The sequence below is a fragment of the Klebsiella sp. HMSC09D12 genome (assembly GCF_001808475.1).
GTDB lineage: Bacteria > Pseudomonadota > Gammaproteobacteria > Enterobacterales > Enterobacteriaceae > Klebsiella > Klebsiella oxytoca.
Map to the genome: position 1 here is coordinate 15,327 of NZ_KV793473.1, position 25,439 is coordinate 40,765.

General features: G+C 56.0%; 25 protein-coding genes. 15 read left to right on the forward strand and 10 right to left on the reverse strand.

The genetic code is table 11. The features are described from left to right. Window positions 1-280: 280 nt before the first annotated feature. On the forward strand, window positions 281-1,072 hold the full coding sequence (locus tag HMPREF3178_RS11545; RefSeq protein ID WP_049593173.1) for a YdcF family protein: 792 nt from the start codon (window positions 281-283) through the stop codon (window positions 1,070-1,072). A gap of 266 nt (window positions 1,073-1,338) precedes the next feature. Continuing rightward, complete coding sequence (gene aldA / locus HMPREF3178_RS11550; protein WP_017145975.1) at window positions 1,339-2,778, forward strand: aldehyde dehydrogenase; 1,440 nt, start codon at window positions 1,339-1,341, stop codon at window positions 2,776-2,778. A gap of 118 nt (window positions 2,779-2,896) precedes the next feature. Here aldA and gap read toward each other — a convergent pair whose 3' ends face one another. Next, window positions 2,897-3,895 carry a type I glyceraldehyde-3-phosphate dehydrogenase gene (gene gap / locus HMPREF3178_RS11555; protein ID WP_004112702.1) on the reverse strand — a complete coding sequence of 333 codons (999 nt, stop codon included), beginning with the start codon at window positions 3,893-3,895 and terminating at the stop codon, window positions 2,897-2,899. A gap of 258 nt (window positions 3,896-4,153) precedes the next feature. Then, on the reverse strand, window positions 4,154-4,648 hold the full coding sequence (locus HMPREF3178_RS11560) for a GNAT family N-acetyltransferase (protein ID WP_017145974.1): 495 nt from the start codon (window positions 4,646-4,648) through the stop codon (window positions 4,154-4,156). Between the two features lie 86 nt (window positions 4,649-4,734). Here HMPREF3178_RS11560 and HMPREF3178_RS11565 point away from each other — a divergent pair, with 86 nt between their 5' ends. Continuing rightward, complete coding sequence (locus tag HMPREF3178_RS11565; protein ID WP_016807871.1) at window positions 4,735-5,661, forward strand: LysR family transcriptional regulator; 927 nt, start codon at window positions 4,735-4,737, stop codon at window positions 5,659-5,661. A gap of 131 nt (window positions 5,662-5,792) precedes the next feature. Then, on the forward strand, window positions 5,793-6,764 hold the full coding sequence (locus tag HMPREF3178_RS11570; protein WP_017145973.1) for a GGDEF domain-containing protein: 972 nt from the start codon (window positions 5,793-5,795) through the stop codon (window positions 6,762-6,764). 81 nt (window positions 6,765-6,845) lie between these two features. Here the strand turns inward: HMPREF3178_RS11570 and ydfZ are convergent, their stop codons facing one another. Then, entirely contained in the window at window positions 6,846-7,049 is a 204-nt protein-coding gene (gene ydfZ, locus HMPREF3178_RS11575) for a putative selenium delivery protein YdfZ (protein WP_004101729.1), read from the reverse strand. A gap of 279 nt (window positions 7,050-7,328) precedes the next feature. Between ydfZ and HMPREF3178_RS11580 the strand changes: the two genes are divergently transcribed. Further along, window positions 7,329-7,526, forward strand: a complete 198-nt coding sequence (locus HMPREF3178_RS11580) for a hypothetical protein (RefSeq protein ID WP_004101732.1) — start codon at window positions 7,329-7,331, stop codon at window positions 7,524-7,526. A gap of 383 nt (window positions 7,527-7,909) precedes the next feature. On the opposite strand, the gene HMPREF3178_RS11585 is transcribed toward HMPREF3178_RS11580, so the two are convergent. Further along, on the reverse strand, window positions 7,910-8,152 hold the full coding sequence (locus tag HMPREF3178_RS11585; protein WP_004101739.1) for a DinI family protein: 243 nt from the start codon (window positions 8,150-8,152) through the stop codon (window positions 7,910-7,912). A 215-nt stretch (window positions 8,153-8,367) separates the two neighbouring features. Here HMPREF3178_RS11585 and cybB point away from each other — a divergent pair, with 215 nt between their 5' ends. The 4 genes from cybB (at window position 8,368) to HMPREF3178_RS11605 (ending at window position 10,980) form a co-directional block, all read left to right on the forward strand. Then, window positions 8,368-8,895, forward strand: coding sequence for a cytochrome b561 (gene cybB / locus HMPREF3178_RS11590; RefSeq protein WP_004101740.1), 528 nt, complete (start codon window positions 8,368-8,370; stop codon window positions 8,893-8,895). A gap of 90 nt (window positions 8,896-8,985) precedes the next feature. After that, window positions 8,986-9,459: a GNAT family N-acetyltransferase gene (locus HMPREF3178_RS11595; RefSeq protein WP_017145972.1), complete on the forward strand. Its 474-nt coding sequence runs from the start codon at window positions 8,986-8,988 to the stop codon at window positions 9,457-9,459. 104 nt (window positions 9,460-9,563) lie between these two features. Further along, complete coding sequence (locus HMPREF3178_RS11600) at window positions 9,564-9,839, forward strand: metal/formaldehyde-sensitive transcriptional repressor (RefSeq protein ID WP_004101746.1); 276 nt, start codon at window positions 9,564-9,566, stop codon at window positions 9,837-9,839. A gap of 22 nt (window positions 9,840-9,861) precedes the next feature. Then, window positions 9,862-10,980 (forward strand): S-(hydroxymethyl)glutathione dehydrogenase/class III alcohol dehydrogenase, encoded by a 1,119-nt coding sequence (locus HMPREF3178_RS11605; RefSeq protein WP_017145971.1) that lies wholly within the window; start codon window positions 9,862-9,864, stop codon window positions 10,978-10,980. A 52-nt stretch (window positions 10,981-11,032) separates the two neighbouring features. On the opposite strand, the gene HMPREF3178_RS11610 is transcribed toward HMPREF3178_RS11605, so the two are convergent. The 5 genes from HMPREF3178_RS11610 to pcaH all read right to left on the reverse strand — a co-directional run bounded on the left by HMPREF3178_RS11610 (window position 11,033) and on the right by pcaH (window position 16,729). Beyond that, window positions 11,033-11,311, reverse strand: a complete 279-nt coding sequence (locus HMPREF3178_RS11610) for a hypothetical protein (protein WP_017145970.1) — start codon at window positions 11,309-11,311, stop codon at window positions 11,033-11,035. A 284-nt stretch (window positions 11,312-11,595) separates the two neighbouring features. Further along, window positions 11,596-13,968 carry a membrane-bound PQQ-dependent dehydrogenase, glucose/quinate/shikimate family gene (locus HMPREF3178_RS11615; protein WP_017145969.1) on the reverse strand — a complete coding sequence of 791 codons (2,373 nt, stop codon included), beginning with the start codon at window positions 13,966-13,968 and terminating at the stop codon, window positions 11,596-11,598. A 307-nt stretch (window positions 13,969-14,275) separates the two neighbouring features. Further along, window positions 14,276-15,199 (reverse strand): LysR substrate-binding domain-containing protein, encoded by a 924-nt coding sequence (locus HMPREF3178_RS11625; RefSeq protein WP_004101757.1) that lies wholly within the window; start codon window positions 15,197-15,199, stop codon window positions 14,276-14,278. A 172-nt stretch (window positions 15,200-15,371) separates the two neighbouring features. Next, complete coding sequence (gene pcaG / locus HMPREF3178_RS11630; RefSeq protein ID WP_017145967.1) at window positions 15,372-15,992, reverse strand: protocatechuate 3,4-dioxygenase subunit alpha; 621 nt, start codon at window positions 15,990-15,992, stop codon at window positions 15,372-15,374. Then, window positions 15,989-16,729 (reverse strand): protocatechuate 3,4-dioxygenase subunit beta, encoded by a 741-nt coding sequence (gene pcaH, locus HMPREF3178_RS11635; protein ID WP_004850552.1) that lies wholly within the window; start codon window positions 16,727-16,729, stop codon window positions 15,989-15,991. Before pcaH ends, pcaG begins: the two co-directional genes overlap by 4 nt. Window positions 16,730-16,967: 238 nt before the next feature. Between pcaH and HMPREF3178_RS11640 the strand changes: the two genes are divergently transcribed. The 5 genes from HMPREF3178_RS11640 (at window position 16,968) to rimL (ending at window position 23,233) form a co-directional block, all read left to right on the forward strand. Then, complete coding sequence (locus tag HMPREF3178_RS11640) at window positions 16,968-18,311, forward strand: 2-oxoadipate dioxygenase/decarboxylase HglS (protein ID WP_017145966.1); 1,344 nt, start codon at window positions 16,968-16,970, stop codon at window positions 18,309-18,311. A 42-nt stretch (window positions 18,312-18,353) separates the two neighbouring features. After that, on the forward strand, window positions 18,354-19,862 hold the full coding sequence (locus tag HMPREF3178_RS11645) for a carboxylesterase/lipase family protein (protein WP_017145965.1): 1,509 nt from the start codon (window positions 18,354-18,356) through the stop codon (window positions 19,860-19,862). A 173-nt stretch (window positions 19,863-20,035) separates the two neighbouring features. Then, window positions 20,036-20,659 carry an isochorismate family cysteine hydrolase YcaC gene (gene ycaC, locus HMPREF3178_RS11650; RefSeq protein ID WP_004101775.1) on the forward strand — a complete coding sequence of 208 codons (624 nt, stop codon included), beginning with the start codon at window positions 20,036-20,038 and terminating at the stop codon, window positions 20,657-20,659. A 270-nt stretch (window positions 20,660-20,929) separates the two neighbouring features. Then, window positions 20,930-22,585, forward strand: a complete 1,656-nt coding sequence (locus tag HMPREF3178_RS11655) for a glucan biosynthesis protein D (RefSeq protein WP_004101777.1) — start codon at window positions 20,930-20,932, stop codon at window positions 22,583-22,585. Window positions 22,586-22,660: 75 nt separating this feature from the next. Then, a complete protein-coding gene (gene rimL, locus HMPREF3178_RS11660; protein WP_004101779.1) occupies window positions 22,661-23,233 on the forward strand; it encodes a 50S ribosomal protein L7/L12-serine acetyltransferase in 573 nt (190 codons plus the stop codon). Between the two features lie 116 nt (window positions 23,234-23,349). Here rimL and ydcK read toward each other — a convergent pair whose 3' ends face one another. Then, window positions 23,350-24,330, reverse strand: coding sequence for a YdcK family protein (ydcK, locus tag HMPREF3178_RS11665; protein ID WP_017145964.1), 981 nt, complete (start codon window positions 24,328-24,330; stop codon window positions 23,350-23,352). Window positions 24,331-24,440: 110 nt separating this feature from the next. Between ydcK and tehA the strand changes: the two genes are divergently transcribed. Continuing rightward, window positions 24,441-25,439 carry a dicarboxylate transporter/tellurite-resistance protein TehA gene (gene tehA, locus HMPREF3178_RS11670; RefSeq protein WP_017145963.1) on the forward strand — a complete coding sequence of 333 codons (999 nt, stop codon included), beginning with the start codon at window positions 24,441-24,443 and terminating at the stop codon, window positions 25,437-25,439.

Genomic DNA, 25,439 nt, shown 5'->3' on the forward strand with positions numbered 1-25,439 from the left:
GTTGTATGTTGCATTTGGCAAGTCTGGTCGCCGCGTCAGGGAGCCGTTTTTGCCATTTTTACCGGCGAATCGCGCCGTTATTTAGCCGTTTATTTGAACGTATTCGCTAACAATCGGGCGTATGGTGGTGAGTTATTGAGGTGCAACCGTTCTGTTTTTGGACGTTTCTTGTTATTTCAATCTTGTTACCGCTCAGGCTTTATTAACCCTTAAAGGCGGCTCCGGTTTATCATGGTATCCACAATCCCGTGAAGGGTGACATTGGCGCAAAGGAGAGAACATGTCGGAGCATTTTCCATCGCTGCCGGAGGCGACGCTAGCCGCGGCGAACCAGCTGGGGGCCTGGCTGGCGCAGCATGATTTGCCGCAGCAGCCATCAATCGATGTCGTGGTGCTGGCGGGCAATGCGGTGATCCCAACCATTGATTTCGCCTGCCAGCTGGCGGCGCATCACGCCGTTCCGCTACTGATCAGCGGTGGTATCGGGCATTCCACTTCGTTTTTATACCACGCGGTGTTGAACGATCCGCGCTATTGCACCATCCCGGTAGCCGATCGCGCCGAGGCGCACATTCTGGCCGATATTGCCCACCGGTTCTGGGCTATTCCTCGCGAATACATTGTCGTGGAAGACCGCTCCACCAACTGTGGAGAAAATGCGCGTTTTACCCGGCAAATGCTGGAACAGAGAGGTATTACACACCGAACGGGCGTGGTGATCCAGGACCCGACCATGCAGCGGCGAACGATGGCGACCTTTGCCCGCGTCTGGCAAGACGCAGCGCATGCGCCGATGTGGCACAGCGCGCCGGGGTGTTCGCCGGTGTTGTGCAATGGCGATAACGGCGTCACCTTTAGCGGCGATAGCAGCGGCCTGTGGCCGGTGGAACGCTATCTGGCGCTGATCCTCGGCGAGCCGCCGCGGCTAGCGGACAATCCGCAGGGTTATGGCCCGTTGGGTAAGGGATTTATCGCTCATGTGGATATTCCGCCGCAGATTATTGATGCGTGGCAGACGCTGCGCAAGGACCGTCTGCTGTCCGATACATTGAGCGCACGCCAGCTGGCTTAGCTATTAGCCTTAACGCTGTCAGTCAGCCGTTGTCTTTGGCAAGCGCAGGGATGGTCCGGACGTATCCGCCGCATTGCCCGTTTGCGTTGGCGATATCGCAAACGGGCAGGTAGTGTTACTGAATTGTGATTTTTTTAGCGCCGGCTTGGTCTGTTTTTATGAAATATCTCACAAAAACAAACGTCCGGCCTGTCTCTTTGCCCTTTGGACGATAATTTTTAACATCTATTTCACCTGTTAAAAACAATAATCCTGAGGAGCAGACCATGACAGCACCCGTTCAACACCCTATGTATATTGACGGTCAGTTTGAAGCCGGCCGCGGTGATGCATGGATTGAGGTGATCAATCCGGCCACGGAAGCGCTCATATCGCGTATTCCTGACGGCAGCGCGGAAGATGCGCAGCGCGCGATTCTCGCTGCTGAGCGCGCTCAGCCGGGCTGGGAAGCCTTACCTGCGATCGAGCGAGCGGGGTGGCTGCGTAAAATCGCTGCCGGTATCCGCGAACGGGCCGACGAGATCGCCGCGCTGATTGTCGCCGAAGGCGGGAAGATCCAGCAGCTGGCGGCGGTAGAGGTCTCCTTTACCGCGGAGTACCTGGATTATATGGCCGAATGGGCGCGTCGTTATGAGGGCGAAATTGTGCAAAGCGACCGCCCGGGAGAAAACATTCTGGTATTCAAACGCGCGCTGGGCGTGACCACAGGCATCCTGCCGTGGAATTTCCCGTTCTTCCTGATTGCCCGCAAGCTGGCGCCAGCGCTGATTACCGGCAATACCATCGTAATTAAACCGAGTGAGTTTACGCCGAATAACGCCATCGCTTTTGCGCAAATCGTTCATGATATCGGCCTGCCGAAAGGGGTCTTTAATCTGGTGCTGGGCCGCGGCGAAACCGTGGGTCAGGAGCTAGCCGGCAATCCAAAGGTCGCGATGGTCAGCATGACCGGCAGCGTCACCGCAGGGGAGAAGATCATGGCCGCGGCGGCGAAAAACATCACCAAAGTATGCCTGGAGCTGGGCGGGAAAGCGCCGGCTATCGTGATGGATGATGCGGATCTTGAGCTGGCGGTAAAAGCGGTGGTCGATTCTCGCGTGATTAATAGCGGGCAGGTGTGTAACTGCGTTGAGCGCGTGTATGTGCAAAAAGGGCTATACGATCGCTTCGTTAACCGTTTGGGCGAAGCGCTGAAAGCGGTGCAGTTTGGCGATCCGGCAGCGCGCGACGATATTGCCATGGGGCCGTTGATCAATGCCGCAGCGCTGGAGCGGGTTGAGCAGAAGGTAGCGAAAGCGGTGGCTCAGGGCGCCCGTATCGCTCTGGGTGGGAAAGCGGTGGAGGGTAAAGGCTATTTCTATCCGCCGACGCTGCTGCTGGACGTGCGCCAGGAGATGGATATCGTTCATGAAGAGACGTTCGGTCCGGTACTGCCGGTCGTGGCGTTTGATACCCTGGAAGAGGCGCTGGCGATGGCCAACGACAGCGATTACGGGCTGACGTCATCAATCTATACCCGCGATTTGAACGTCGCGATGAAGGCGATTAAGGGGCTGAAGTTTGGTGAAACCTATATTAACCGCGAGAACTTTGAGGCGATGCAGGGTTTCCATGCCGGATGGCGTAAATCAGGGATTGGCGGCGCCGACGGTCGTCACGGCCTGAATGAGTATCTGCAAACCCAGGTGGTCTATCTGCAGGCCTGATTTAGCAGAGGAGCGGCGCGTTCCCCGGAGGCGATGCTGCGCATCTGTCCGGGCTGGAGGTTACCAGCCGTCTGCGGTCCGGTAGCCCGGGAAAGGCGCGTTGCGCCGCCCCCGGGAGTTATTTGGCGAATTTATCCAGCACGCGAATCAGCTGGGTCACGAAACCGTATTCGTTATCGTACCAGGCGACGGTTTTTACGAGCTGGAGATCGCCAACTTCTGCGATCTCCAGCTGGGTGGCGTCGTAAATTGAACCGAAATGGCTGCCGATAACGTCTGAGGAGACGATCTCCTCTTCGGTATAACCAAATGACTCATTGTTCGCCGCCGCCTCCCTCATCGCCTGATTAACCTCCTCGGCGGTCACTTTTTTCTCCAGCACCGACACCAGTTCGGTCACCGAACCGGTTTTGGTCGGCACGCGCTGAGCGTGGCCTTTCAGCTTGCCGCTAAGTTCAGGGATGACCAGACCGATAGCTTTCGCCGCTCCGGTGGTATGCGGAATGATATTTTCCGCCGCCGCGCGGGATGCGCGTAAATCTTTGCCGCGAGGGCCATCAACCAGCGACTGGGTGCCGGTATAGGCGTGAATCGTGGTCATGGTTCCCACTTTAATACCAAAGGCGTCATTCAGCACTTTCGCCATCGGCGCCAGGCAGTTGGTGGTGCAGGATGCTACAGAAATTATCGTATCGTTGGCGTCCAGCGTATCGTCGTTAACGTGATAGACGATGGTCTTCATATCGCCCGCCGGCGCGGAGATCAGAACTTTTTTGGCTCCGGCGGTCAGATGCGCCTGCGCTTTCTCTGATGAAGTGTAAAAGCCGGTACACTCCACGATAAGTTCAGCGCCCGTCGCTTTCCACGGAATATGCTGGGCCTCTTTTTCGGCATAAACGGTGATTTTTTTGCCATCAACGATCAGCGCATCTTCAGTAAAATCAACGCTCCAGGGGAAAGGTCCGTAGTTAGAGTCGTGCTTTAGCAGGTAGGCCAGCACTTTCGGTGAGGTGAGATCGTTAATGGCGACCACCTCTAAGGAACTATTAACCTCCAGTAACCGGCGCAGCACCAGCCGTCCAATACGCCCAAATCCATTAATCCCGAGTTTGCTCATGAAGAATCTCCAGGTCAGTTGAATCGTGATGTGAAAACTTCTCCAGGCTTAGTCCAGCAGTCAGGATAGGGCAACCAGCGAATTTTTTGCCGCGAGAAAGGTGGCTGCTAAATATAGCGGGAAAAGCGTGTAAATCCGGGAGGTTGAGGGTATGACGGAAACGGCTAATAATTTTTTGTTTCAGCGTTATACGCCACGGGCATATTGGCTGCGCAGAGAAAAGGAAAGGGCGGACCCGTAAAGACCCGCCGATGGCGATTATCTGGCCAAAGCGCCTGATTCAGCGAAAGCGGCTAGCGCGGCGCCGTCAAGACGATAGCGCACCCATTCACTTTGCGGCAGCGCGCCAATGCTCAGATAAAAATCGATGGCCGGCTGGTTCCAGTCGAGCACGCTCCACTCTAACCGGCCGCATTCTCTTTTAACCGCTAGCCGAGCAATGGTGCGCAAGAGTGCTTTTCCCGCGCCGTTGCCGCGAAACTCGGGCGAGACGTACAGGTCTTCCATATAGATGCCATTGCGTCCGAGCCAGGTGGAATAGCTGGTGAAGAACACCGCATACCCAGCGACCTTATTTTCTATCTCGCAGATCAGCGCTTCCGTTTTGCTGTCGCTGGCGAAAAGGGTGGCCTGGATCTCCTCGACCGTGGTAACCACCTGCTCCGGCGCTTTTTCATACACTGCGAGCTCATAAATCATGTCATAAATTGCTTTTGCGTCCGCCGGGCTGGCCTGACGAATGGTCATATTCATTGAATTACCTGTTGTGCCGTCGTGAGTTTGATACCGCAAAGCATAAACGTTAAGGTTAGAAGAATTAAGTGCAATGAAATCACTGAATGATGAATATTATGCATCCCGCCCTTCGCCGTCTTGATTTAAACCTGCTGCCGGTATTCGAGGCGGTCTACCGCTATCGCTCGGTCCGCCTGGCGGCGGAAGAGTTAGCAATGAGCACATCGGCGTTAAGCCACGCGCTATCCAGACTGCGCGCGGCGCTTAACGATCCGCTTTTTTATCGTGAGGGTCACCGCATGTGCCCCAGCGTATATGCGACCCAGCTCGCGCCGTCGATATCATCTGCGTTAAAGTTTTTAAATCAGGAGCTCACCCCGCAGCCAAAGTTTGTCGCTTCCGCCAGTACCGACTGCCTACAGATCGCGATCACGGATTTCACCGCGCAGTGCGTTTTTCCAACCCTGATGTCCAGACTTCACCACCAGGCGCCGGGTTTGCGTTTCGAACTGCGTTATCTGCCGCATAGTCCGGCGCTGACGGAACTGCTGGCCGGAGAGGTGGACCTGGCGTTGGGTTTCAGCGCGCTCAATGAAGCGGAACATCCGGAACTGGATGAGATTTGCTGGCTGCAGGATGACTATGTTGCGATGAGTAACGAAAGGCGGAACAGACTCACGCTGGCGGATTATCTGGCGGCCCAGCATCTGGTGGTCACTCCGTGGAATGAAAGCCAGGGGGTTCTCGATGTGCAGCTGGCGAAAATGGGCTTCACGCGACATATCACCATCAAAACCCCCTCAATGCTGAGCGCACCGTTTATTATTGCGCAAAGTGAACTGTTGATGGCGATGCCGCGCTCGGCTGCTGAAAAGATGCTCGCAACCGCCGGGTTGAAGATTTTTGAACTGCCGTTTGAGGTGCCGCCATTTGAAGTGAAAATCTATTCCCATAAGCGCAGCGGTCAGCGCGGCGCAAGCCAGTGGCTGAAAGACACGCTGCGGGAGTGGGCGGCGCCGGAGGGCATCTGATGGCGGGTTTGACGAGTCAGCGATATATGCTTAACTCATGATATCAGAAATGTAAAATCTGTGTTAACAATCAAGGCGCGCATTGACTCTACGCGCTGCGCCGCTCATCCATAAAAGATAAGAGAGACAAATTGAAATTAGCCGGACCTCATCCAGATGAACTGCGTCGTCTGCAATCGCTGCGGGCATCCGGGTTACTGAATAGCGGAAAAGAAGAGCGCTTCGATCGCCTGACCAGGCTGGCGCGTACGCTCTACGATCTGCCGGTGGCGTCGATTAGCCTCGTCGGGGAGAACACCCTGCATGTAAAATCCTGCGCCGGACTTGATGTGGATACGCTGCCGAGGGATATCACCTTCTGCGCGCACACCATTCTGCAAACCGATCCTTTAATCGTCAATGACCTGCAGCAGGATATGCGCTTTCACGATAACCCGCTGGTGACGGAAGCGCCGTTTATTCGCTTTTATGCCGGGTATCCGGTTCAGCTACCTGACGGCGCGACGGTAGGTTCGTTCTGCCTTATGGATCATAAGCCGCGCGCTTTTTCCGGACATGAAATTCAGATATTGAGTGACCTGGCCGCCATTGTAGAAGATGAATTCAAAGTGCTGGATGCGGCGACCGCCGACGAACTGACGGGGTTATTTAACCGGAGGGGATTTTTGTCGTTAGCGGAGTATGCGCTGTTAACAGCCAGACGGCGAAGTGAACCGGCGAGCCTGGTGTTTATCGACCTCGATCGCTTTAAGCTGATTAACGATACCTGGGGCCATGAGCAAGGGGATAAAGCCCTGACGGCAATCGCCGATGTGATGAAGTCTACCTTCAGAGAGTCGGATTTAATTGCCAGACAGGGCGGCGATGAGTTTATCATCCTGCTTGCCAATACCGCCCAGCAGGCCGCGAACAAGGCGATGGAGCAGCTTAGCCAGAAGGTTGCCGAGTATAATCAGCAAGCGGGTAATCCGTGGCAGCTGGCGTTCTCATGGGGCTGCGTTGAATACGATCCCCATGAGCACCATAGTCTCAATGACATCGTTGCAGTGGCCGACCGGCGGATGTATCAGGCTAAAACGAGCCATGGCGCAGAGCGCCGGTAGGCGTGTCGCCCGGCGTCGTCTGCCGGGCGTCTGCGGCATCCCCTGCGGTTCAGGCGGGTGATCGCCGCAGCTTACGCAATCTTAGTGGAGTCCAAGACGGATCAATTCAACGGGCTCGAATTTGCCTTCAGCGCCTTCAACTTCTACTGTCTTATTACGACGCAGCTGGGCAGGAGTAAGACCATTGGCATGTATAGCAACAATTTTACCGGTTTTACCCGTCCCGTTAATCATTACCTGACTACCGTTAGTAATAGGGTTGCGGTTACGATCGTAAGTGATCATGGCTATTTCTCCTCTTAATAATCTGCAAATAAAACTCCGCTTAACCACCAGGCTTACTCCCGGCAACGGACGTAATACAAATACGCCTCTGAGGCTGGCGTTTTTTTGTTTTTGATCAACATCACACTTTTTAGCGGTCAGCGAAGGCCATTTCCTGACCGTTCGTCCGCGCGTTATGCTTCTGCAGGTCTTTGACTTTGTACACTATGGTTGCGGATGCTCAGGTTGCAGACGCGGTTGCGGCTGCTAAACTTTTGGCGGGCATAACGGAGCGGAACGATGAACAACAAAGACGAGCAAACGGGGCTGATCGGGCTTGCGATTGGCGCAGCGGTCATTGGCCTGGTGTCTGACCAGAAGCCAATTAATCGGGAAAGTATTGTTGAGGAACTGATGCGGTTAGGCAGGCAGAAGGGAGATGGTGTCGAGGACGAGATTTTTAAAAAAGCGGCAACGCTGGTGCGAAAGGGGATATAAACCCCGATAAAGAGATAAACGAAGCCCGGGTATCAGAAAACCCGGGATTACACCGGGAGCAAAGTCATCATTAGCCAGGCTAAAAAAATGCATATCAGCGTCATATACCAGACAAAACTCATTTTACCACCTGACTCTACAGCGCCATGCCAATCACTGCGTTAACCACGGATGAAGCCATTAACACGCCGCCAACGATATAACAGGTTCGGTTCTTTCGGCTCGCGGCTAAGGCCAGAAGAACAATAGCTGCGGCAAAGAATGGGATAGCTATGATGCTAAATGTGTTCATGATTCCCTGAGGCCTTATTCGTCAATATTCCCGCAAGTGGCTTCGCGGTTAAGAAGGCATAGACCGCGATTCGAAATCTACCGGAACCCGGTTAATCTTCCTGCATCCACATATCGGCTTCTTCAAACATTTCCTGCACGGCGCGGCTGATCTGCTCCTTCTCGTGCTTGCTGGCGTCGGTATTAATCGAAGCTAAAGTCATCATCGGTTTTACGCGGACGTCGGCATCGGGAAAAATGCGGTGAACTCGCTTCGTCAGTTCATTAAGAATGATCTCTTTAGCGCCGGCCAATCCCTCGAAATTTCTTTTGTCATAAATCAGTTCTACAAACATGCGTTATCCCGGTTATTTTGATGACAGCCAGTATTGTACTGTAATTATATACAGCGTCAAGGCGACAGAATAAGTTCCTCGCGCAGGCGCGATCTCTGCTTTTGCATCAAATGCCGGAGTAGGGCAATTGTTTTTTTATAAGTACGTAAAAGTTAATGAATTTTTAATAAAAGGTGGTTATGTTGACTCCATCACCATCTTTTTAAGGGTTTTCCATGCGCGATAAATACTCTGGCCTGCAGATAGGCATCCACTGGCTGGTTTTTTTATTAGTGATTGGCGCGTACGCGGCGATGGAGCTGCGGGGCTTTTTCCCGCGCAGCGCGCGGCCTGCCATTAATATGATTCACGTCTCGTGCGGTATTTCTATCTTTGTTCTGATGGTGGCGCGCCTGATCGTGCGCCTGAAATCACCGGCGCCGCCGATAGTCCCCAAGCCATCGCCGATGATGACCGGCTTCGCGCATCTCGGGCATCTGGTGATCTATCTGCTGTTTATCGCGCTGCCGATCATCGGCATGGTCATGATGTACTATCGCGGCAACCCGTGGTTCGCTTTTGGTCTGACCATGCCGCACGCAGCGGAAAGCGACTTTGAACTGGTGGATAATCTGAAAGCGTGGCATGAGCTGCTGGCCAATACCGGCTACTTTATTATCGGCCTGCACGCGCTGGCGGCGCTGATGCACCATTATTTCTGGAAAGATAACACGCTGCTGCGGATGATGCCGCGTAAGCGCTAAACCCTGCTAAACCCGCTTCGGCGGGTTTTTTGTCGCTCTTTATTTTAATTGTGATAAAAATGTTATCAACAATAAAAAAAGGGGAAGGGTATGAAAGTCAGACTTGCCATCGCAGAAGAGGCTCCGGCCCTTTGGGAAGTTCGTAATCAGGCGATTCGCCACGGCTGCCGTGAAAGCTATGCTGCGGAAGTCCTCCAGGCCTGGACTCCCGACAACATGCCTGAAGGTTATCGCCATGCGGTGCTCGATAATCCATTTTTTGTAGTTGATGATGGGCAGGGCAAGCCAGTCGCCAGCGGCTATCTGGATATCAAAGCGGGTAGCGTTGAAGCCATATTTACTTTGCCGACCTGGGAGGGTAAAGGCTGCGCCAGCATGATTATGGCGGCGATTATCGGGGAGGCGAAACAACGCAAGTTCAGGCACATTACCCTCGATGCAACGCCAAACGCGGCCGGTTTTTATCTGCGCCTGGGATTCACTTCAACCGGCGAAAAGCGCTGGCATTCGAACATGGCGAACGCCGACTTACGCTGTGAATCGATGATCCTTAGCCTCGACTGAGCGCAAATTCTCGCCGCTATGCTACGGTTAAAGCGGCGAAGCCATTTGCCTCATGGCAATAATAAATATAGTATACCCCCCTATATGATATGGAGGGCGACACCATGCCACATTCACCTGAAGATAAAAAGCGTGCTCTCAGCCGGGTAAGGCGCATCCGTGGCCAGGTTGAAGCGCTCGAGCGGGCGCTGGAATCTGGCGAACCCTGTATGACCATTCTGCAACAGATTGCCTCTATTCGCGGCGCCGCTAACGGCCTGATGGGGGAGATGGTTGAGATTCATCTGCAGGACGAACTGGTTAGCGGCGAAACGACGCCAGACCAGCGCGCCGCCAGAATGGCGGAAGTCGGGCATCTGCTACGATCCTATTTAAAATAAAATCACCACGAGGAAGAGAGATATGAAATCACGTGCAGCCGTCGCGTTTGGCCCAGGCCAGCCGCTTTCAATCGTTGAGATTGACGTCGCGCCGCCGAAAAAGGGCGAAGTGCTGGTGAAGATCACCCATACCGGCGTATGCCATACCGATGCTTTCACCCTCTCCGGCGACGATCCGGAAGGCGTCTTCCCGGCGGTGCTGGGTCATGAAGGCGGCGGTATTGTCGTCGAGGTTGGCGAAGGCGTAACCAGCCTGCAGCCGGGCGACCACGTTATTCCGCTCTACACCGCCGAATGCGGCGAATGTAAATTCTGTAAATCAGGCAAAACCAACCTCTGTCAGGCGGTTCGTGCTACCCAGGGTAAAGGCCTGATGCCGGACGGCACCACCCGTTTCTCTTATAACGGTGAACCAATCTACCACTACATGGGGACCAGCACCTTTAGCGAATACACCGTAGTGGCCGAAATTTCGCTGGCCAAAGTAAACCCGCAGGCGCCGCTGGACAAAGTCTGCCTGCTGGGCTGCGGCGTCACGACCGGCATTGGCGCGGTGCACAACACGGCGAAAGTGAAAGAGGACGATACCGTCGCCGTTTTCGGGCTTGGCGGTATTGGTCTGGCGGTGATTCAGGGCGCGGTACAGGCGAAGGCCGGGCGCATTCTGGCGGTGGATACTAACCCGGAAAAATTCACCCTCGCCAAAGAAATGGGCGCCACCGACTTTATCAACCCAAATGATTACGATAAGCCGATTCAGGATGTGATTGTTGAGCTGACCGACGGCGGCGTCGACTTTAGCTTCGAGTGTATCGGTAACGTGAACGTGATGCGCGCGGCGCTCGAATGCTGCCATAAAGGCTGGGGCGAAAGCGTGATTATTGGCGTTGCTGGCGCAGGCCAGGAGATCAAAACGCGGCCATTCCAGCTGGTCACCGGGCGCGTCTGGCGCGGCTCCGCCTTCGGCGGCGTCAAGGGACGCACTCAGCTGCCGGGCATGGTGGAAGACGCGATGGCGGGCAAAATTCGCCTCGACCCGTTTATTACCCACCGTATGCCGCTGGATCGGATCAACGAAGCTTTTGACCTGATGCACGAAGGAAAATCAATTCGTACCGTCATCCATTTCGGTGACAACTGATTTTTCAGACCAAACATAACCCGGGCTTGCCCGGGTTATTTCTGAATATACGCTATTCTCGCCGCAAATTTTCATAACCGTTATGCCACCGCCGCTGTTCCCGACGCTCCCGTTCTCGCTGAATATCTGATTTTTCATCTTCCCAGACCGCGCAGTGCGGGCCGCTAAAAACCTCGCAGGGCGGCTGGTCAGCGGTGAGCGGGTTGGCCGTTTTCTCTTCCCAGATCGTCGGATCGCGCAGGTCCACTTCCGGGGCCTTCAGCGCCTGTGCGGAGGCAGCGGCTAACGCCAAAACGGTGCCTGCGAGCAGGCGGCAGGTTGAACTTTTCATCCATTATCCTTGTTCAGTTTTTATTATTGATAACCATTCGCAATAATAACATGACTGAATGAAAATGGCGCGTTCAGGGAGATGAGAAGACAATTTCGCTGTCGTGATGTCGTGATGTCGTGATGTCGTGATGTCGTGATGTCGGGTAGCGGCTGGCGCCTGACCCGACCTGCAACACCGTGGATAACCACCGCTGGTAGGCACAGTAAGGCGTTTACGCCACCGGGCAATATCCAGGAAAGGTACTTCGCCAGTAAAAAGGGCCCCGGCTGGGACCCTGAGGATTACTTCTGCTCCGGGAGCGCGTAGGCAATAATATAATCGCCGCGGTCCGGGGACTGGCGAGCGCCGCCCGCATTGATGATGATGTACTGCTTACCGGTTTTCGGCGAGACATAGGTCATCGGGCCGGACTGGCTGCCGACCGGCAGACGCGACTTCCAGATCTCTTTCCCGTTGGCGGTATCAAACGCGCGCAGGTAGAAGTCCTGGGTACCCGCGAAGAACAGCAGGCCGGACTGGGTGGCAAGCGAAGCGCCCAGCGTCGGCATGCCGATAGGGATCGGCATATGCATGCGGATCCCCAGCGGACCGGTGTCCTCTACGGTGCCCACCGGAACCTGCCACACCAGCTTGCCGGTTTTCAGATCGACCGCTGACATTGTGCCGAACGGCGGTTTCTGGCAAGGAATGCCCAGCGGCGACAGGAAGCGCTCGCGCATGGCGCCGAACGGGGTGCCTTCCATCGGCACTATCCCCATTTCGATACCGCTGGCGTCTTTCGCCACGTTGGCGCGCGGAACCATATAGTTGGCGAGGCCAAGGCGCATATCGTTGACGAACATCAGGCTATTATTCGGGTCAACCGACACGCTGCCCCAGTTCATCCCGCCCAGCGAGCCAGGATACTGCAGCGAACGATCTTCGCCCGGAGGGGTGAAGACACCCTGATGGCGCATCTCTTTAAACTGAATGCGGCACAGCAACAGGTCGACAGGCGTCGCGCCCCACATATCCGACTCTGTCAGCGTCTCGTTGCCGATCATCGGCATGCCAACGGAATAGGGCTGGGTCGGGGAGTAGCGCTCGCCTTTGACGTTGCCCGCAGGGACAGGGCGTTCCTCAACTTTGGCGACTGGTTCACCGGTGGCGCGATTGAGCATAAAGATCATGCCCTGTTTACTGGTTTGCACCAGTACCGGGGTGGTGCCGCCTTTACCGTCAGGAAGATCGTACAGCAGCGGCTGCGAAGGCAGGTCGAAGTCCCAGAGATCGTGGTGGGTGGTCTGATAATGCCAGCGTACCTGTCCGGTCGTCGCATCAACGGCCACGATGGAAGAGCTGTATTTATCGTCCAGCGCGGTACGTTCGCCGCCAAAGAAGTCTGGGGTAGCGTTACCGGTAGGCAGGTAAATCAGATTCAGCTTCGCGTCATAGGACATGGCCGACCAGACGTTCGGCGTACCGCGGGTGTAGGTTTGCCCTGCAGGCGGTTCACCGGTCAGGTTCGGGTTGCCCGGATCCCATGCCCACGCCAGCTTGCCGGTGTGAACATCATAGGCGCGAACCACGCCCGGAGGCTCGCCGGTGGAGAAGTTATCCGCCACGCGACCGCCAACCACGACGACGTTACCCGCCACCAGCGGCGTAGAGGTTTGCTGGTAGTAACCTGCTTTGATTTCCCCCATCCCCACGCTAAGGTCAACGATACCGTGGTCGCCGAATGCGTCGCACAGTTTACCGTTATCGGCATCAATGGCGATCAGACGGGCGTCGGTAGTTGGCAGGAACAGACGGCGGGAGCAGGCGGCCGGCTGCGCACCGGCGGCAGAGGATACCTGGGCCTGGCTGTCTTCGTAATAGCCTAAACCACGGCAGCGCTGCCAGTTCGGCGCGGTGGCTTTTGAATCATAGCGCCACTTCTCTTTACCGCTATCGACATCCAGCGCCAGCACTTTGCTGTAGGGCGTACAGACGTAAAGCGTATCGCCAATCTGCAGCGGCGTATTCTGGTCTTCCGCGCCGGAGCCGTTGCTCTGCGGGATATCGCCGGTATGGGCGATCCAGGCGACCTGCAGCTGGTTCACGTTCTGTTTGTTAATCTGGTCGAGGGCGGCGAAGCGATCGCCGTGGGTGGTGTTGCCCCAGTGCGCCCAGTTCTTCTGCTGCTCGCCGGCGGCGACCGGTTTAACCGGCACCGCCTCGCTGGCGCTGACCAGAGGCTGAGATTTGAACATCCAGCCGAAACTTGCCAACAGGACCACTGCCAACACCGCTGCCAGGCCAAACGCGGGCCCTTTTTTCGCAGGCTGGCGGGAAAGGAACGGCCACACCAGCGCGCACAGGAAGGCCAGCACGCCGAGCGCGAACAGGCGCGAGAACAGCGGCCAGTAAGTCCAGCCCGCGTCGCTAATCGCCCAGACGATCGAGACGATAAACGCCAGCCCATACAGCAGTATGCCGCCGCGACGGTTGCGGAAAATGAGCGCTGAGGCGATCACCATCACCAGGCCCATAATCGCAAAATAGAACGTCCCGCCGACCGAGGCGAGCTTTGCACCAAGAATACCGATAGCCAGACCGATGATCAGCATCAGTCCGGCGAGAAGCCACTGCAGGATCCGTGGGAACCCTCGCGGCACGTTGCCAGTTGCCATTTTTGTCTCCTTAACCACCCCTGAACAGGCGTGAACCAGATGAATCAATTTTTCAAGTTAACTCTTTTGAATGAAGTGACCGTGGCCTTCATAAAAGCGGGTTTTTTGCTGTTATTGATTTCGAGTGAACCATTTGGTGAAATCGTGGCTATGATAGATCTGTTAAATAAATTTGCGCAATTGTTAATGAATGATTTCGCACTAATTGATTATTGTGATGAATGACGTTAGCGAATCGCTGGAAAAAGAGGCTGCGTTTCCCCGGCGGCTGGAGGGGCGGCGCCGGGAGAAAAGCGGAAGACGCCGGTCAGACCGGCATAGATTTGCGAATGGCGCTCAGCAACGTTTGGCTACCGGCGGTGAGGGTGGCATCCACGCGGGTCAGAATACCGATAGGTTCGCCAGCGCCCTGAGTGGGTATGGGCAGTGCGGCGAGCAGTCCACGGCGCAGATCGTCCTTCACCGCGCCGGAGGGGACGAACCACACGTAGTCGTAATCGACGGTGAGCTGGCGCGAGAGCGAGGCCGACAGCGTTTCGATGCAGCCAGTGGGAATTTTACAGCCCTGGCTTTGCAGCAGGGCTTCCGCATTCTGTCGCGGCAGTGTGCCTTTTGGCGATACCACCACCGGCCACTCCATCACCCGGCTCAGGGTAACGGTTTCCTGCAGCAGCGGGTGCCCCGGACGAACCACCAGCTTCAGCGATTCAAGAAACAGCAGCTCATAGTTCAGACCGCTCATCAACTCCGGATCGGACATTCTTCCGATGCCGATATCGATTTCTCCCGATTTCAGGCCCGCCAGCAGCATGGTGTTATTCATGGTCGCGACCTGCAGGGTGATATCCTTTTGCTGCTGGTGAAACTGGCCAATCACCGAGGGCAGAATCCCCAGCGCAGCGGTTGGCAGCGCTCCGATACGCACGATGTCGTTGCTGAGGCCTTCTTTACGATTCAGCGCTTGCCCGGCGGTATTGAGCGCGTCCAGCACTTTCACCGCATGGGTAAGAAACTGTTCCCCGACCAACGTGAGCTGAGCGCCAAGGCGTCCGCGCTCAAACAGCCGCGTACCGGTAAGCTGCTCAAGTTCATTCAGGGTTTTGGACAAAGCCGGTTGGCTAAGGTTTAAGGTTTCAGCCGCGCGCCCAAGAGTTCCCTGTTGAGCGACGGCCACGAAGGTATGTAGATGGCGCAAGCGAATGCGCTGACTGAAAAGACCATTTTTTTGCATAATCAATGTTAAGAACTGAGGCTGACCGGTGACAAGTAAGGGTGTTTAAATTTGTTAACTTCATAGCAAAATATTATTAACATTTTATATTATTATTTTACAAGTTGATTTTGTTGAGATTGTGGAAAAGCGCCGCCTCTGGCTGGCAGAGGCGGAGAAGGAACGGGCAAATTTAGATATCGAAGAACACGGTTTCGTTGTCGCCCTGTAAGTGAATATCGAAGCGATAAACGATTTCCGTGCCGCGCACTTCGCGCTGTGCGATGAGGGTCTGACGGCGAACTTCCCACTCAATCAGATTGAGCACCGGATCGGCCTGATTAGCGTCCTGCTCGTCGGAGAAGTACATCCGCGTATTAAGGCCAATGTTTATTCCGCGCGCCACCACCCATAAATTGACGTGAGGGGCCATTACGCGGCCATCACGGCCCACCACGGCGCCGGGTTTAATGGTTTCGAAGCGCCAGATACCGCTGGTAAAGTCCGAGCAGCTGCGCCCCCAGCCGCGAAACTCCGCATCCAGCTTTTTGTTTTGCTGCCGATCGTCCGGGTGATTGTAGCGCCCGGCAGCGTTGGCCTGCCAGATTTCCAGTAGCACATCGCGCACCGGCGTTCCGGAGCCATCGATGACTCTGCCTTCAATGGTAATGCGCTCACCCTCGGTCGCAGGGGTCGTCAGCGTTGGGCCAAAGTTATTCTCAAAGATATGAAATCCCGCGGCGTCCGGCGCCAGGCCGATATGCACATAAGGACCGGCGGTTTGTGAAGCGGTTTCGGGTAAAAAATCTCTCATCGGGCGGCCCCCTGCGTGCGGTTTTCAAACAGCGTGGCGCGGTGGCCGCGCAGCACGAGATCAAAACGGTAAGCCAGCGAGTCCAGCGGTACGGCGGCATGGGTATCCAGCTCGGCGATCAGCGTCCTGATGGCATCGTCGTTATTGATGGTTTTGACGATAGGACACTGTTTGATCAGCGGATCGCCTTCAAAATACATCTGCGTAATTAAACGCTGTGCCCAGGCGTCTCCGGAGAGAGAGAAGTGAATATGCGCCGGGCGCCAGTCGCTTACCTGGTTGCGCCACGGGTAGGGGCCGGGTTTGATGGTGCGAAAACAATAATAGCCGTTCTCGTCGGTCAGCACGCGTCCACAGCCGCCAAAGTTCGGGTCGATCGGCGCCAGATATTGATCTTTTTTATGTCGGTAGCGTCCGCCAGCGTTGGCCTGCCAGACTTCGACCAGCGTATTTTTCATCGGCCGACCGAATCCATCGCGTACGTAGCCGTGCACAATAATCCGCTCGCCAATCGGCAGGCCGTCTTTGGCGTAATTCAGGATCAGGTCGTTATCGAGCGCGCCGAGATCGTCGCTACTGAAAACCGGTCCGGTGATTTCCGAAAGTGAATTCTGTAGGGAGATAAGCGCATTGCGCGGCGAGCGCAGAACGCTGGTTTTATAGCCCGGCGCGTAAGCCGGAGGATGGCTGCTATAGTCGCGATGCAGAACCTCGCGCGGTGACCATTTGTCGTTCATCAGGGTACTCCGTTTTATCGGTAGAGAGGCATATCGTTGTTATGTCGCCACAAGCAGTGTGTGTAAATGTTTTGTTAATTTAAAGTGAAATTAAAGGGTGTTTAACATAACTATTGGTTATGAAGTGTTCAGGTGAAATTAAACGGGCAGCTACCGGCATCACAGTTTGTAAATTCTTCCCACCGTCTTCAGACAGCTTTTCTACACTCCAGGGAGAATTCACTGGAGGTAAGACATCATGGCGAACACCATCACGGCTGATGAGATTCGGGAGTGCTTTTCGCAGGCGATGTCGGCGATGTACCAGCAGGAAGTTCCGCAGTATGGGACGCTACTGGAGCTGGTGGCCGACGTTAATCTGGCTATTCTGGAGAATAACCCGAAGCTGCATGAACAACTGGCTAACGCCGATGAACTGGCGCGGCTGAACGTTGAACGCCACGGCGCGATCCGCGTTGGTACGGCGGAGGAACTGGCGACCTTGCGTCGCATGTTTGCCATTATGGGAATGTATCCCGTTAGTTATTACGATCTGTCGCAGGCTGGCGTGCCGGTTCACTCAACCGCGTTTCGTCCCGTTGATGACGCCGCGCTGGCGCGCAACCCGTTTCGTATTTTTACTTCGCTTCTGCGCCTTGAGCTTATCGCTAATGACGCGTTGCGTAAGCGGGCGGCACAAATCCTTTCCGGGCGCGATATCTTCACCCCACGCTGTCGTGAACTGATTGCGCTTTATGAACAGAAAGGGGAGTTCACCGCCGCAGAGGCCCGGGAGTTCGTCGAACAGGCGCTGGAAACCTTTCGCTGGCATCGACAGACCCTCGTCGATGAAGAAACCTATCATGCGCTGCACGATGAGCACCGGCTGATTGCCGATGTCGTCTGTTTCCCCGGCTGCCACATCAATCACCTGACTCCGCGTACCCTGGATATCGATCGGGTACAGGCGCTGATGCCTGAATGCGGCATCGCCCCGAAGGCGTTGATAGAAGGGCCGCCGCGCCGCGAAGTGCCTATTTTACTGCGCCAGACCAGCTTTAAGGCTCTCGAGGAGCCGGTGATGTTTGCCGGAGAGCATAAAGGCACGCATACCGCTCGCTTTGGTGAAATCGAGCAGCGCGGGATTGCCCTGACGCCGAAAGGCCGCGCGCTCTACGATCGTCTTCTGGGCGAGGCGGGGGTGGGCAAGGATAACCTCAACCATCAGCGTCATCTGCAGGAGGTGTTTAGCGCGTTTCCGGACAGCGAATTCCTGCTGCGTCAGCAGGGACTGGCATACTTCCGCTACCGCCTGACCCCTGCCGGAGAAGCCCATCGTCAGGCGTTTCGCCCCGGAGACGATCCGCAGCCGCTGATCGAACGCGGCTGGGTGATTGCGCAACCGATTATTTATGAAGACTTTTTACCGGTAAGCGCCGCCGGGATATTTCAGTCGAATCTGGGCAACGAGGTGCAGACCCGCAGCCACGGCAACGCCAGCCGGGAGGCCTTTGAGGAGGCGCTGGGCTGTGCGGTTTATGACGAGTTCACCCTCTATCAGCAGGCGGAAGAGCGCAGCAAACGACGTTGCGGTCTGCTGTAAAATCAGTACTCTGCTGGCATGAGTCGTTAAAGGAAGCAGGTCATGCAGAATCCGTCCACCCCGCTGGTGAAAACCCAGCAGGGGATACTATCCGGCACCTCTGAAGAGAACATTCATATCTGGCGCGGTATTCCTTATGCCGCGCCGCCCGTCGGCGATCTTCGCTGGCGCGCGCCGCAGCCTGCTGCCCGCTGGCAGGGCGTGCGCCGGGCAGAGACCTTCTCGGCCTCCAGCTGGCAGGATATTGAATACTGCCGCGAGCTCGGCGGCGGCGATCCCGGCAGCTTTTCCGAAGATTGCCTCTACCTTAATGTCTGGTCGCCCGCCGCCCGATCGCAGCCGCTGCCGGTTATGGTCTGGCTGCACGGCGGGGGCTATACCATCGGCGCGGGAAGTTTGCCGCCCTATGACGGCAAAGCCTTAGCTTCCCGCGGCGTGGTAGTGGTGACGGTCAACTACCGGCTCGGGCATCTGGGCTTTTTTGCCCATCCGGCGCTGGAAGGGGAAGACGGCGAGCGTATCTATAACTTCGCGCTACTCGATCAGATCGCCGCCCTGCAGTGGGTGCAGGAGAACATTCACGCCTTTGGCGGCGATGCGGCTAACGTGACGCTGTTCGGCGAATCCGCCGGAGCGCGCAGCGTGCTGTCGCTGATGGTTTCGCCAAAGTCCAGAGGCTTGTTCCATAAAGCGATAGTCCAGAGCGGCTATACCTTGCCCGATCTGCCGCGAGAGAAGGCGCTGGCGAAGGGGCAGCTTATTGCTGAACACTTTTCTTTGCCGCAGGCCAGCGCCGAACAGCTGCGGGCGATTCCGGCGCAAGCGTTCTGGTCGTTGACCGCGCCGTTGACCATCGGCCCGGCGCCCGTGGTTGGCGATGCCGTGCTGCCGCAGCCGATGCTGGAGACTTTTTTTAGCGGACGTCAGCATCCCCTGCCGGTGATGATCGGTTCGAACAGCGATGAGGCGAGCGTCATGGCGGTGTTTGGCGTCGATATCGCCGGGCAGATCCAGAAGCTTCGCCGTGAACGCCGTTTCGGTCTGGGTCTAATTAAATTGCTCTATCCCGGCGTGAAGGGAGATGAAGCGCTGGGGCGCGAAGTTTGCCGGGATATGGCCTTTACCACTCTGGGCTATGTGGTGATGCAGGCTCAGCAGCGAGTAGGGCAACCGTGCTGGCGCTACTGGTTTGACTACGTGGCCGAGGCGGAACACCAGACCTATCCGCACGGCGCGTGGCACGGTAATGAAGTGGCATACGTTTTTGACAATCTCGATCTTGCCGAACCGGTACGAAATTATGCCAACGATCGCGACAGAGACTTTGCCGCCCGGGTCGCCGACTATTGGGCGAACTTCGCTCGCTTCGCCGGCAATGACTGTCATGAACTCTCAGGGCCGGTACGCTGGCCCGCCAGCGTGCGCGGACGGGATCGCCTGCTGCGAATCGGGCTGCACAAACGGGCCGGCTTTAAGGTGGAGAACCGCTTTATGCGCGCGCGTCTGGCGCTGTTTCGTCGGGTCATGAAGCATCATGTGACGCTGGATTAACATTGTTCACAAAATCTCCGCTAGCCGGGTGGCGTTCTGCAAATGGGACAATGCGTCCCACTTTCGGCGGCTAATCCTCAGCCAGTGATTACACTATGATCAGCCTTATTAACACCATCTCCGCAGAACCGGCGTTCTGACGGAAAATCTGACGTTAAAATGAGGAAGAAATCATGGCCAAACCGTATGTTCGTCTGGATAAAAATGATGCCGCCGTGCTGCTGGTCGATCATCAGACCGGATTGCTTTCACTGGTGCGCGATATTGATCCTGATAAATTCAAGAACAACGTCCTTGCCCTTGGCGACCTGGCGAAGTATTTCGGTCTGCCGACCATCCTGACCACCAGCTTCGAAAACGGCCCTAATGGTCCGCTGGTGCCTGAGCTGAAAGAGCAATTCCCGGATGCCCCCTATATTGCGCGCCCGGGTAATATTAACGCCTGGGATAACGAAGATTTCGTTAAGGCAGTGAAAGCGACGGGCAAGAAGCAGCTGATCATTGCCGGGGTGGTGACGGAAGTGTGCGTGGCTTTTCCGGCGCTATCGGCTATTGAAGAGGGGTTTGATGTATTTGTGGTGACCGACGCTTCCGGCACCTTTAACCCGATTACCCGCGATGCGGCCTGGGATCGGATGTCGCAGGCTGGCGTGCAGCTGATGTCGTGGTTTGGCGTTGCCTGCGAACTGCATCGCGACTGGCGTAATGATATCGAAGGACTGGGCACGCTGTTCTCCAACCATATCCCGGATTATCGCAACCTGATGACCAGCTTTAATCTTCTGAATCAAAAATAAGCTTCTCTGCGGCCGGCGCTCGGCTGGCCGCTTCCTCTTTCTCTTCACTGTCGCTGAATTAAGCATCAAACGCCGCCGGTTGGCGAAATCATCGCCGCCCCTGGCTATCGGCAATTCGGTCTGGTCCGGTGGACATATTTTTTTCACCTGATTTCTGCCCTCAACAATTGGATTATCAATCGTTTTTGTCTAGAGTGAGCGACATTCACGACGCATGGGTTTGTTACGTCGCGTCTCAATTCACATATGAAGAAGGATGCTCTCTCAGGCATGAACCGCAGACGTTTTCTCAAATCTTCCATGGCTGTTGCCGCCGTATGCGGAACGTCAGGAGTCGCCTCTCTATTTTCTAAAGCCGCATTCGCCGAAGATTCGGGAATTGCCGATGGGCAAACGCGCCGTTTTGATTATAGTGTCCTCCAGTCGATGGCCCACGATCTTGCCCGTCAGCCATGGGGCGGCGCGCCTCGCGATCTGCCGCCAACCCTGGCAACCCTGACGCCGCAGGCCTACAACAGCATTCAGTATGACGCCGCGCACTCCCTGTGGAGCAACATTGAAGAGCGCAAGCTGGATATCCAGTTTTTTCACGTGGGAATGGGGTTCCGCCGCCGCGTGAGAATGTTCTCGCTGGATTCACAAACTCAACAGGCACGTGAAATACACTTCCGGCCTGAACTGTTTAAATACAATGATGCCGGCGTCGACACCAAACAGCTGGTGGGCCAGAGCGACCTGGGGTTTGCCGGTTTTCGCGTATTTAAGGCCCCTGAACTGGCGCGTCGCGACATCGTCGCGTTCCTCGGCGCCAGCTACTTCCGCGCGGTGGACAGCACTTACCAGTACGGTCTTTCCGCCCGCGGGCTGGCGATCGATACCTTTACCGATACGCCGGAAGAGTTTCCTGACTTCACCTCTTTCTGGTTTGAGACCGTTAAACCGGGGGCCACGGTATTTACCGTCTATGCGCTGCTCGACAGTCCAAGCGTCACCGGCGCCTATAAGTTCATCGTTAACTGTCAGGAGACGCAGGTGATCATGGATGTGGAAAACCATATCTATGCGCGCAAAGACATCAAGCAGCTGGGCATCGCGCCGATGACCAGTATGTTCAGCTGCGGTAATAACGAACGGCGAATGTGTGACACCATCCATCCGCAAATTCACGACTCTGACCGTCTGTCGATGTGGCTGGGCAACGGCGAGTGGGTTTGTCGCCCGCTGAATAACCCGCAAAAGCTGCAGTTCAACGCTTTCCAGGATAAGAATCCGCGCGGTTTTGGCCTGCTGCAGCTGGATCGCGACTTCTCCCACTATCAGGATATTATGGGCTGGTACAACAAGCGCCCGAGTCTGTGGGTCGAACCGCGTAACCAGTGGGGCAAGGGGGCCGTCAACCTGATGGAGATCCCGACCACTGGCGAAACGCTGGATAACATCGTCTGCTTCTGGCAGCCGGAGAAGCCGGTGAAAGCCGGGGATGAACTGGACTTCCGCTATCGTCTCTACTGGAGCGCGCAGCCGCCGGTACGCTCGCCGCTGGCGCGGGTGATGGCAACGCGGACGGGGATGGGCGGTTTCCCGGAAGGCTGGGCGCCGGGCGAGCACTATCCGGATAAATGGACCCGCCGGTTTGCCATCGATTTTGTCGGCGGCGATCTGAAGGCCGCTGCGCCTAAAGGCATCGAGCCGGTCATTACCCTGTCGAGCGGTGAAGCGAAACAGATAGAAATCCTCTACGTTGAACCCTTTGATGGCTACCGCATTCAGTTTGACTGGTATCCGACTTCGGATTCGACTGACCCGGTTGAGATGCGCATGTTCCTGCGCTGCCAGGGGGAGGCTATCAGCGAGACCTGGCTTTATCAGTACTTCCCGCCGCCGCCGGATAAACGCAACTATGTCGACGATCGGGTAATGAGGTAAGTGTCCGTTACTGCGCCCGCCGGGTAACCGCGCGGGCGCGTATTTTTTTAATCACATCGTTAATCAGAGTGCGCCATGTCCGCCGAAAACAGATCTGCTATCGAACATATCCCCGTTACGGATTCTCTCTCCCTGCGCGCGGTTGACGAGCGTCACGTGCCGGAACTGCATCAGCTGGTGATGAAAAACCAGCGCTGGCTTCAGCAGTCGCTGAGCTGGCCCGCTGAGGTGACTCACGAAGAGGAGACCCGCCGCCACGTGCAGGGCAACGTGATGCTCCACCAGCGCGGCTATGCCAAGATGTTTTTGCTCTTTCTGCAGGAGGAGATTGTCGGCGTGCTGTCGTTCAATCAGATAGAGCCAATCAACAAGACCGCTTACATTGGCTACTGGATTGATGAAAGCCATCAGGGGCAGGGGCTGCTTTCGCAGGCTCTGCAGGCGCTGATGGACTATTTTGCCCGCAGCGGTACGGTCCGCCGCTTTGTGATTAAGTGTCGGGTGGCGAACCACAAAAGCAATCAGGTGGCCCTGCGTAACGGTTTTAGCCTCGAAGGGTGCCTCAGGCAGGCTGAGTATCTCAATGGTTCGTATGATGATCAGAATATCTACGGACGCATTATTGATGAATTCCCGGGGCGCGGCTGACGCTTTACCCGGGCGACAGGACGTACGGCCGGATGCCCGGGCAAGGCGCGTAGAGCGCCGCCTCCGGGAACAGAGCAGGGGCCGGAGGCTGAAAACCCCGCAGCCGGGCACAAAGGTTAAAGAAAGCCGACAATGGGCGTGCGGGTATAATGTTCGTCGCCGTTAATGACCTTCGCGCCCCGGATAGAAATGGCGTCTCCCTCGCTGGCTTCGATGCGCGCTTCATCGCCGATAGTGACCTGATGCTCGATCACCACATCGCCGCAAATCACCGTATGGCCTTCAATTAACACACTATCGTCCAGCAGAATCGGCCCGCCCCGCAGGTGCGCATGGCCGCCTACCATCACCCGATGCTTCAGCAGGCAGTTGCCTTCGTTCACAGCGTGCTCCGCCACCTGCGAACTGTAGCGCAGGGTCGGGATAGCGTCTTCTTCCCGCCCGGCGATAATCCTCGCATGGCCATAAACGCGGGCGTTATCGCAGATCCAGACGTCGTTCTCTTCATTACCTTCCAGCCGCGCATGATCGAAAATTTCCGCCCGGTGCTCGACAAAAGCGTGTTCGACAAACGCATCGCCGTAAATTTGTGCCTGGTGAACGACGCGCGATGCGCTGACCGTGGCCCGCTGATAAATGCGCAGGATTTTATCGTTGTCGGCAGTCAGACCTTGAGCGGCGATAATTAAACAGTGGGGGAGGATCCGCGCGTGGTCGGCCAGGTGGCAGCACCCGCGAATGTGCGAGTGTGAAACGGTGACGTTGTCACCTATTTGCGCATTATGGCTCACTGCGGCGCTATCCAGACAAGCGTTACCGTTGACGATGGCCCCATGGCTGATAATGCACTCGCCGGTTAAGCGCGCATTGCCCTCAATTTTTGCCCCGGCAAATACGGCGCTATTAGGATCATAAATCCAGCACGCGCCCTCGTGGCTAAGGGCTGCTTCATCGTCCAGCCAGCCGCCTTCATCACCGCTTTTTACGTCAGCGAAATCACGTAAGGCGACAATTTGCCGCAGATTTACGCTATGTTTGTTGCCGTCGGCCTCATAGTGAAACTGGCGAACCTTCTCGCTGAGGTAATATTTGCGCATCTGACTATCTCATTACGTATGGTTAACATAAACATAGCAAAAAACTCCGTAGCGCGTTTTTGAAGGTTCCTTTAAAATGCAACTTAATATAATTTTAAATTTTAAACAAAATGAATAAAACGCAGCGCGCGAGCCGGGTGCTGAATCTTCCGGCGGGCTATTTTGGTATGGTACTGGGCATTATCGGCATGGGCTTCGCCTGGCGCTACGCCAGCACCATCTGGCCGGTGAGCCGGGTCGTCGGTGACGCCCTGGTGATCGCGGCTACGCTCATCTGGCTACTGCTGGCGCTGGCATTTATTACCCGGGCGGTCCGTTTCCCACACAGCGTACTGCAGGAGATGCGACATCCGGTGGCCAGCAGTTTTGTCAGCCTGTTTCCGGCGACCACCATGCTGGTCGCCATCGGCTTTGTTCCCTGGCTGCGGCCGCTGTCGCTGGTATTATTCGCGATTGGGGTGGTGCTGCAGCTTAGCTATTCGGCATGGCAGAGCGCCGGATTATGGCGGGGGAAACATCCCAGCGAGGCAACTACGCCGGGTCTCTATCTACCGACGGTGGCGAATAACTTTATCAGCGCCATGGCCTGCGGCGCGTTGGGCTTTAACGACGCCGGACTGGTGTTTCTTGGCGCCGGGATCTTCTCCTGGCTAAGCCTGGAGCCGGTTATCCTGCAGCGCCTGCGCAGCGATGGCGAACTGCCGACGGCGATGCGGACTTCGCTCGGCATTCAGCTGGCGCCGGCGCTGGTGGCGTGCAGCGCCTGGCTGAGCGTAAACGGCGGCGAGGCGGATACCTTCGCTAAGCTGCTGTTCGGCTATGGTCTGCTCCAGCTGCTGTTTATGCTGCGGCTGATGCCATGGTATCTACGCCAGCCGTTTAACGCCTCTTTCTGGAGCTTCTCATTTGGCATCTCCGCGCTGGCGACGACCGGGCTGCATCTCGGTCATCAGCATCCGGGCGGCTTTTTCCATACTCTGGCGTTCCCGCTGTTTCTGTTTACCAATCTGATCGTCGGCCTGCTGCTGGTTCGTACCTTCTTGCTGCTGGTGCGCGGTAAACTGCTTATTCGCGTTGAACGCGACGCATTATTAAAAAATAAGGATTAA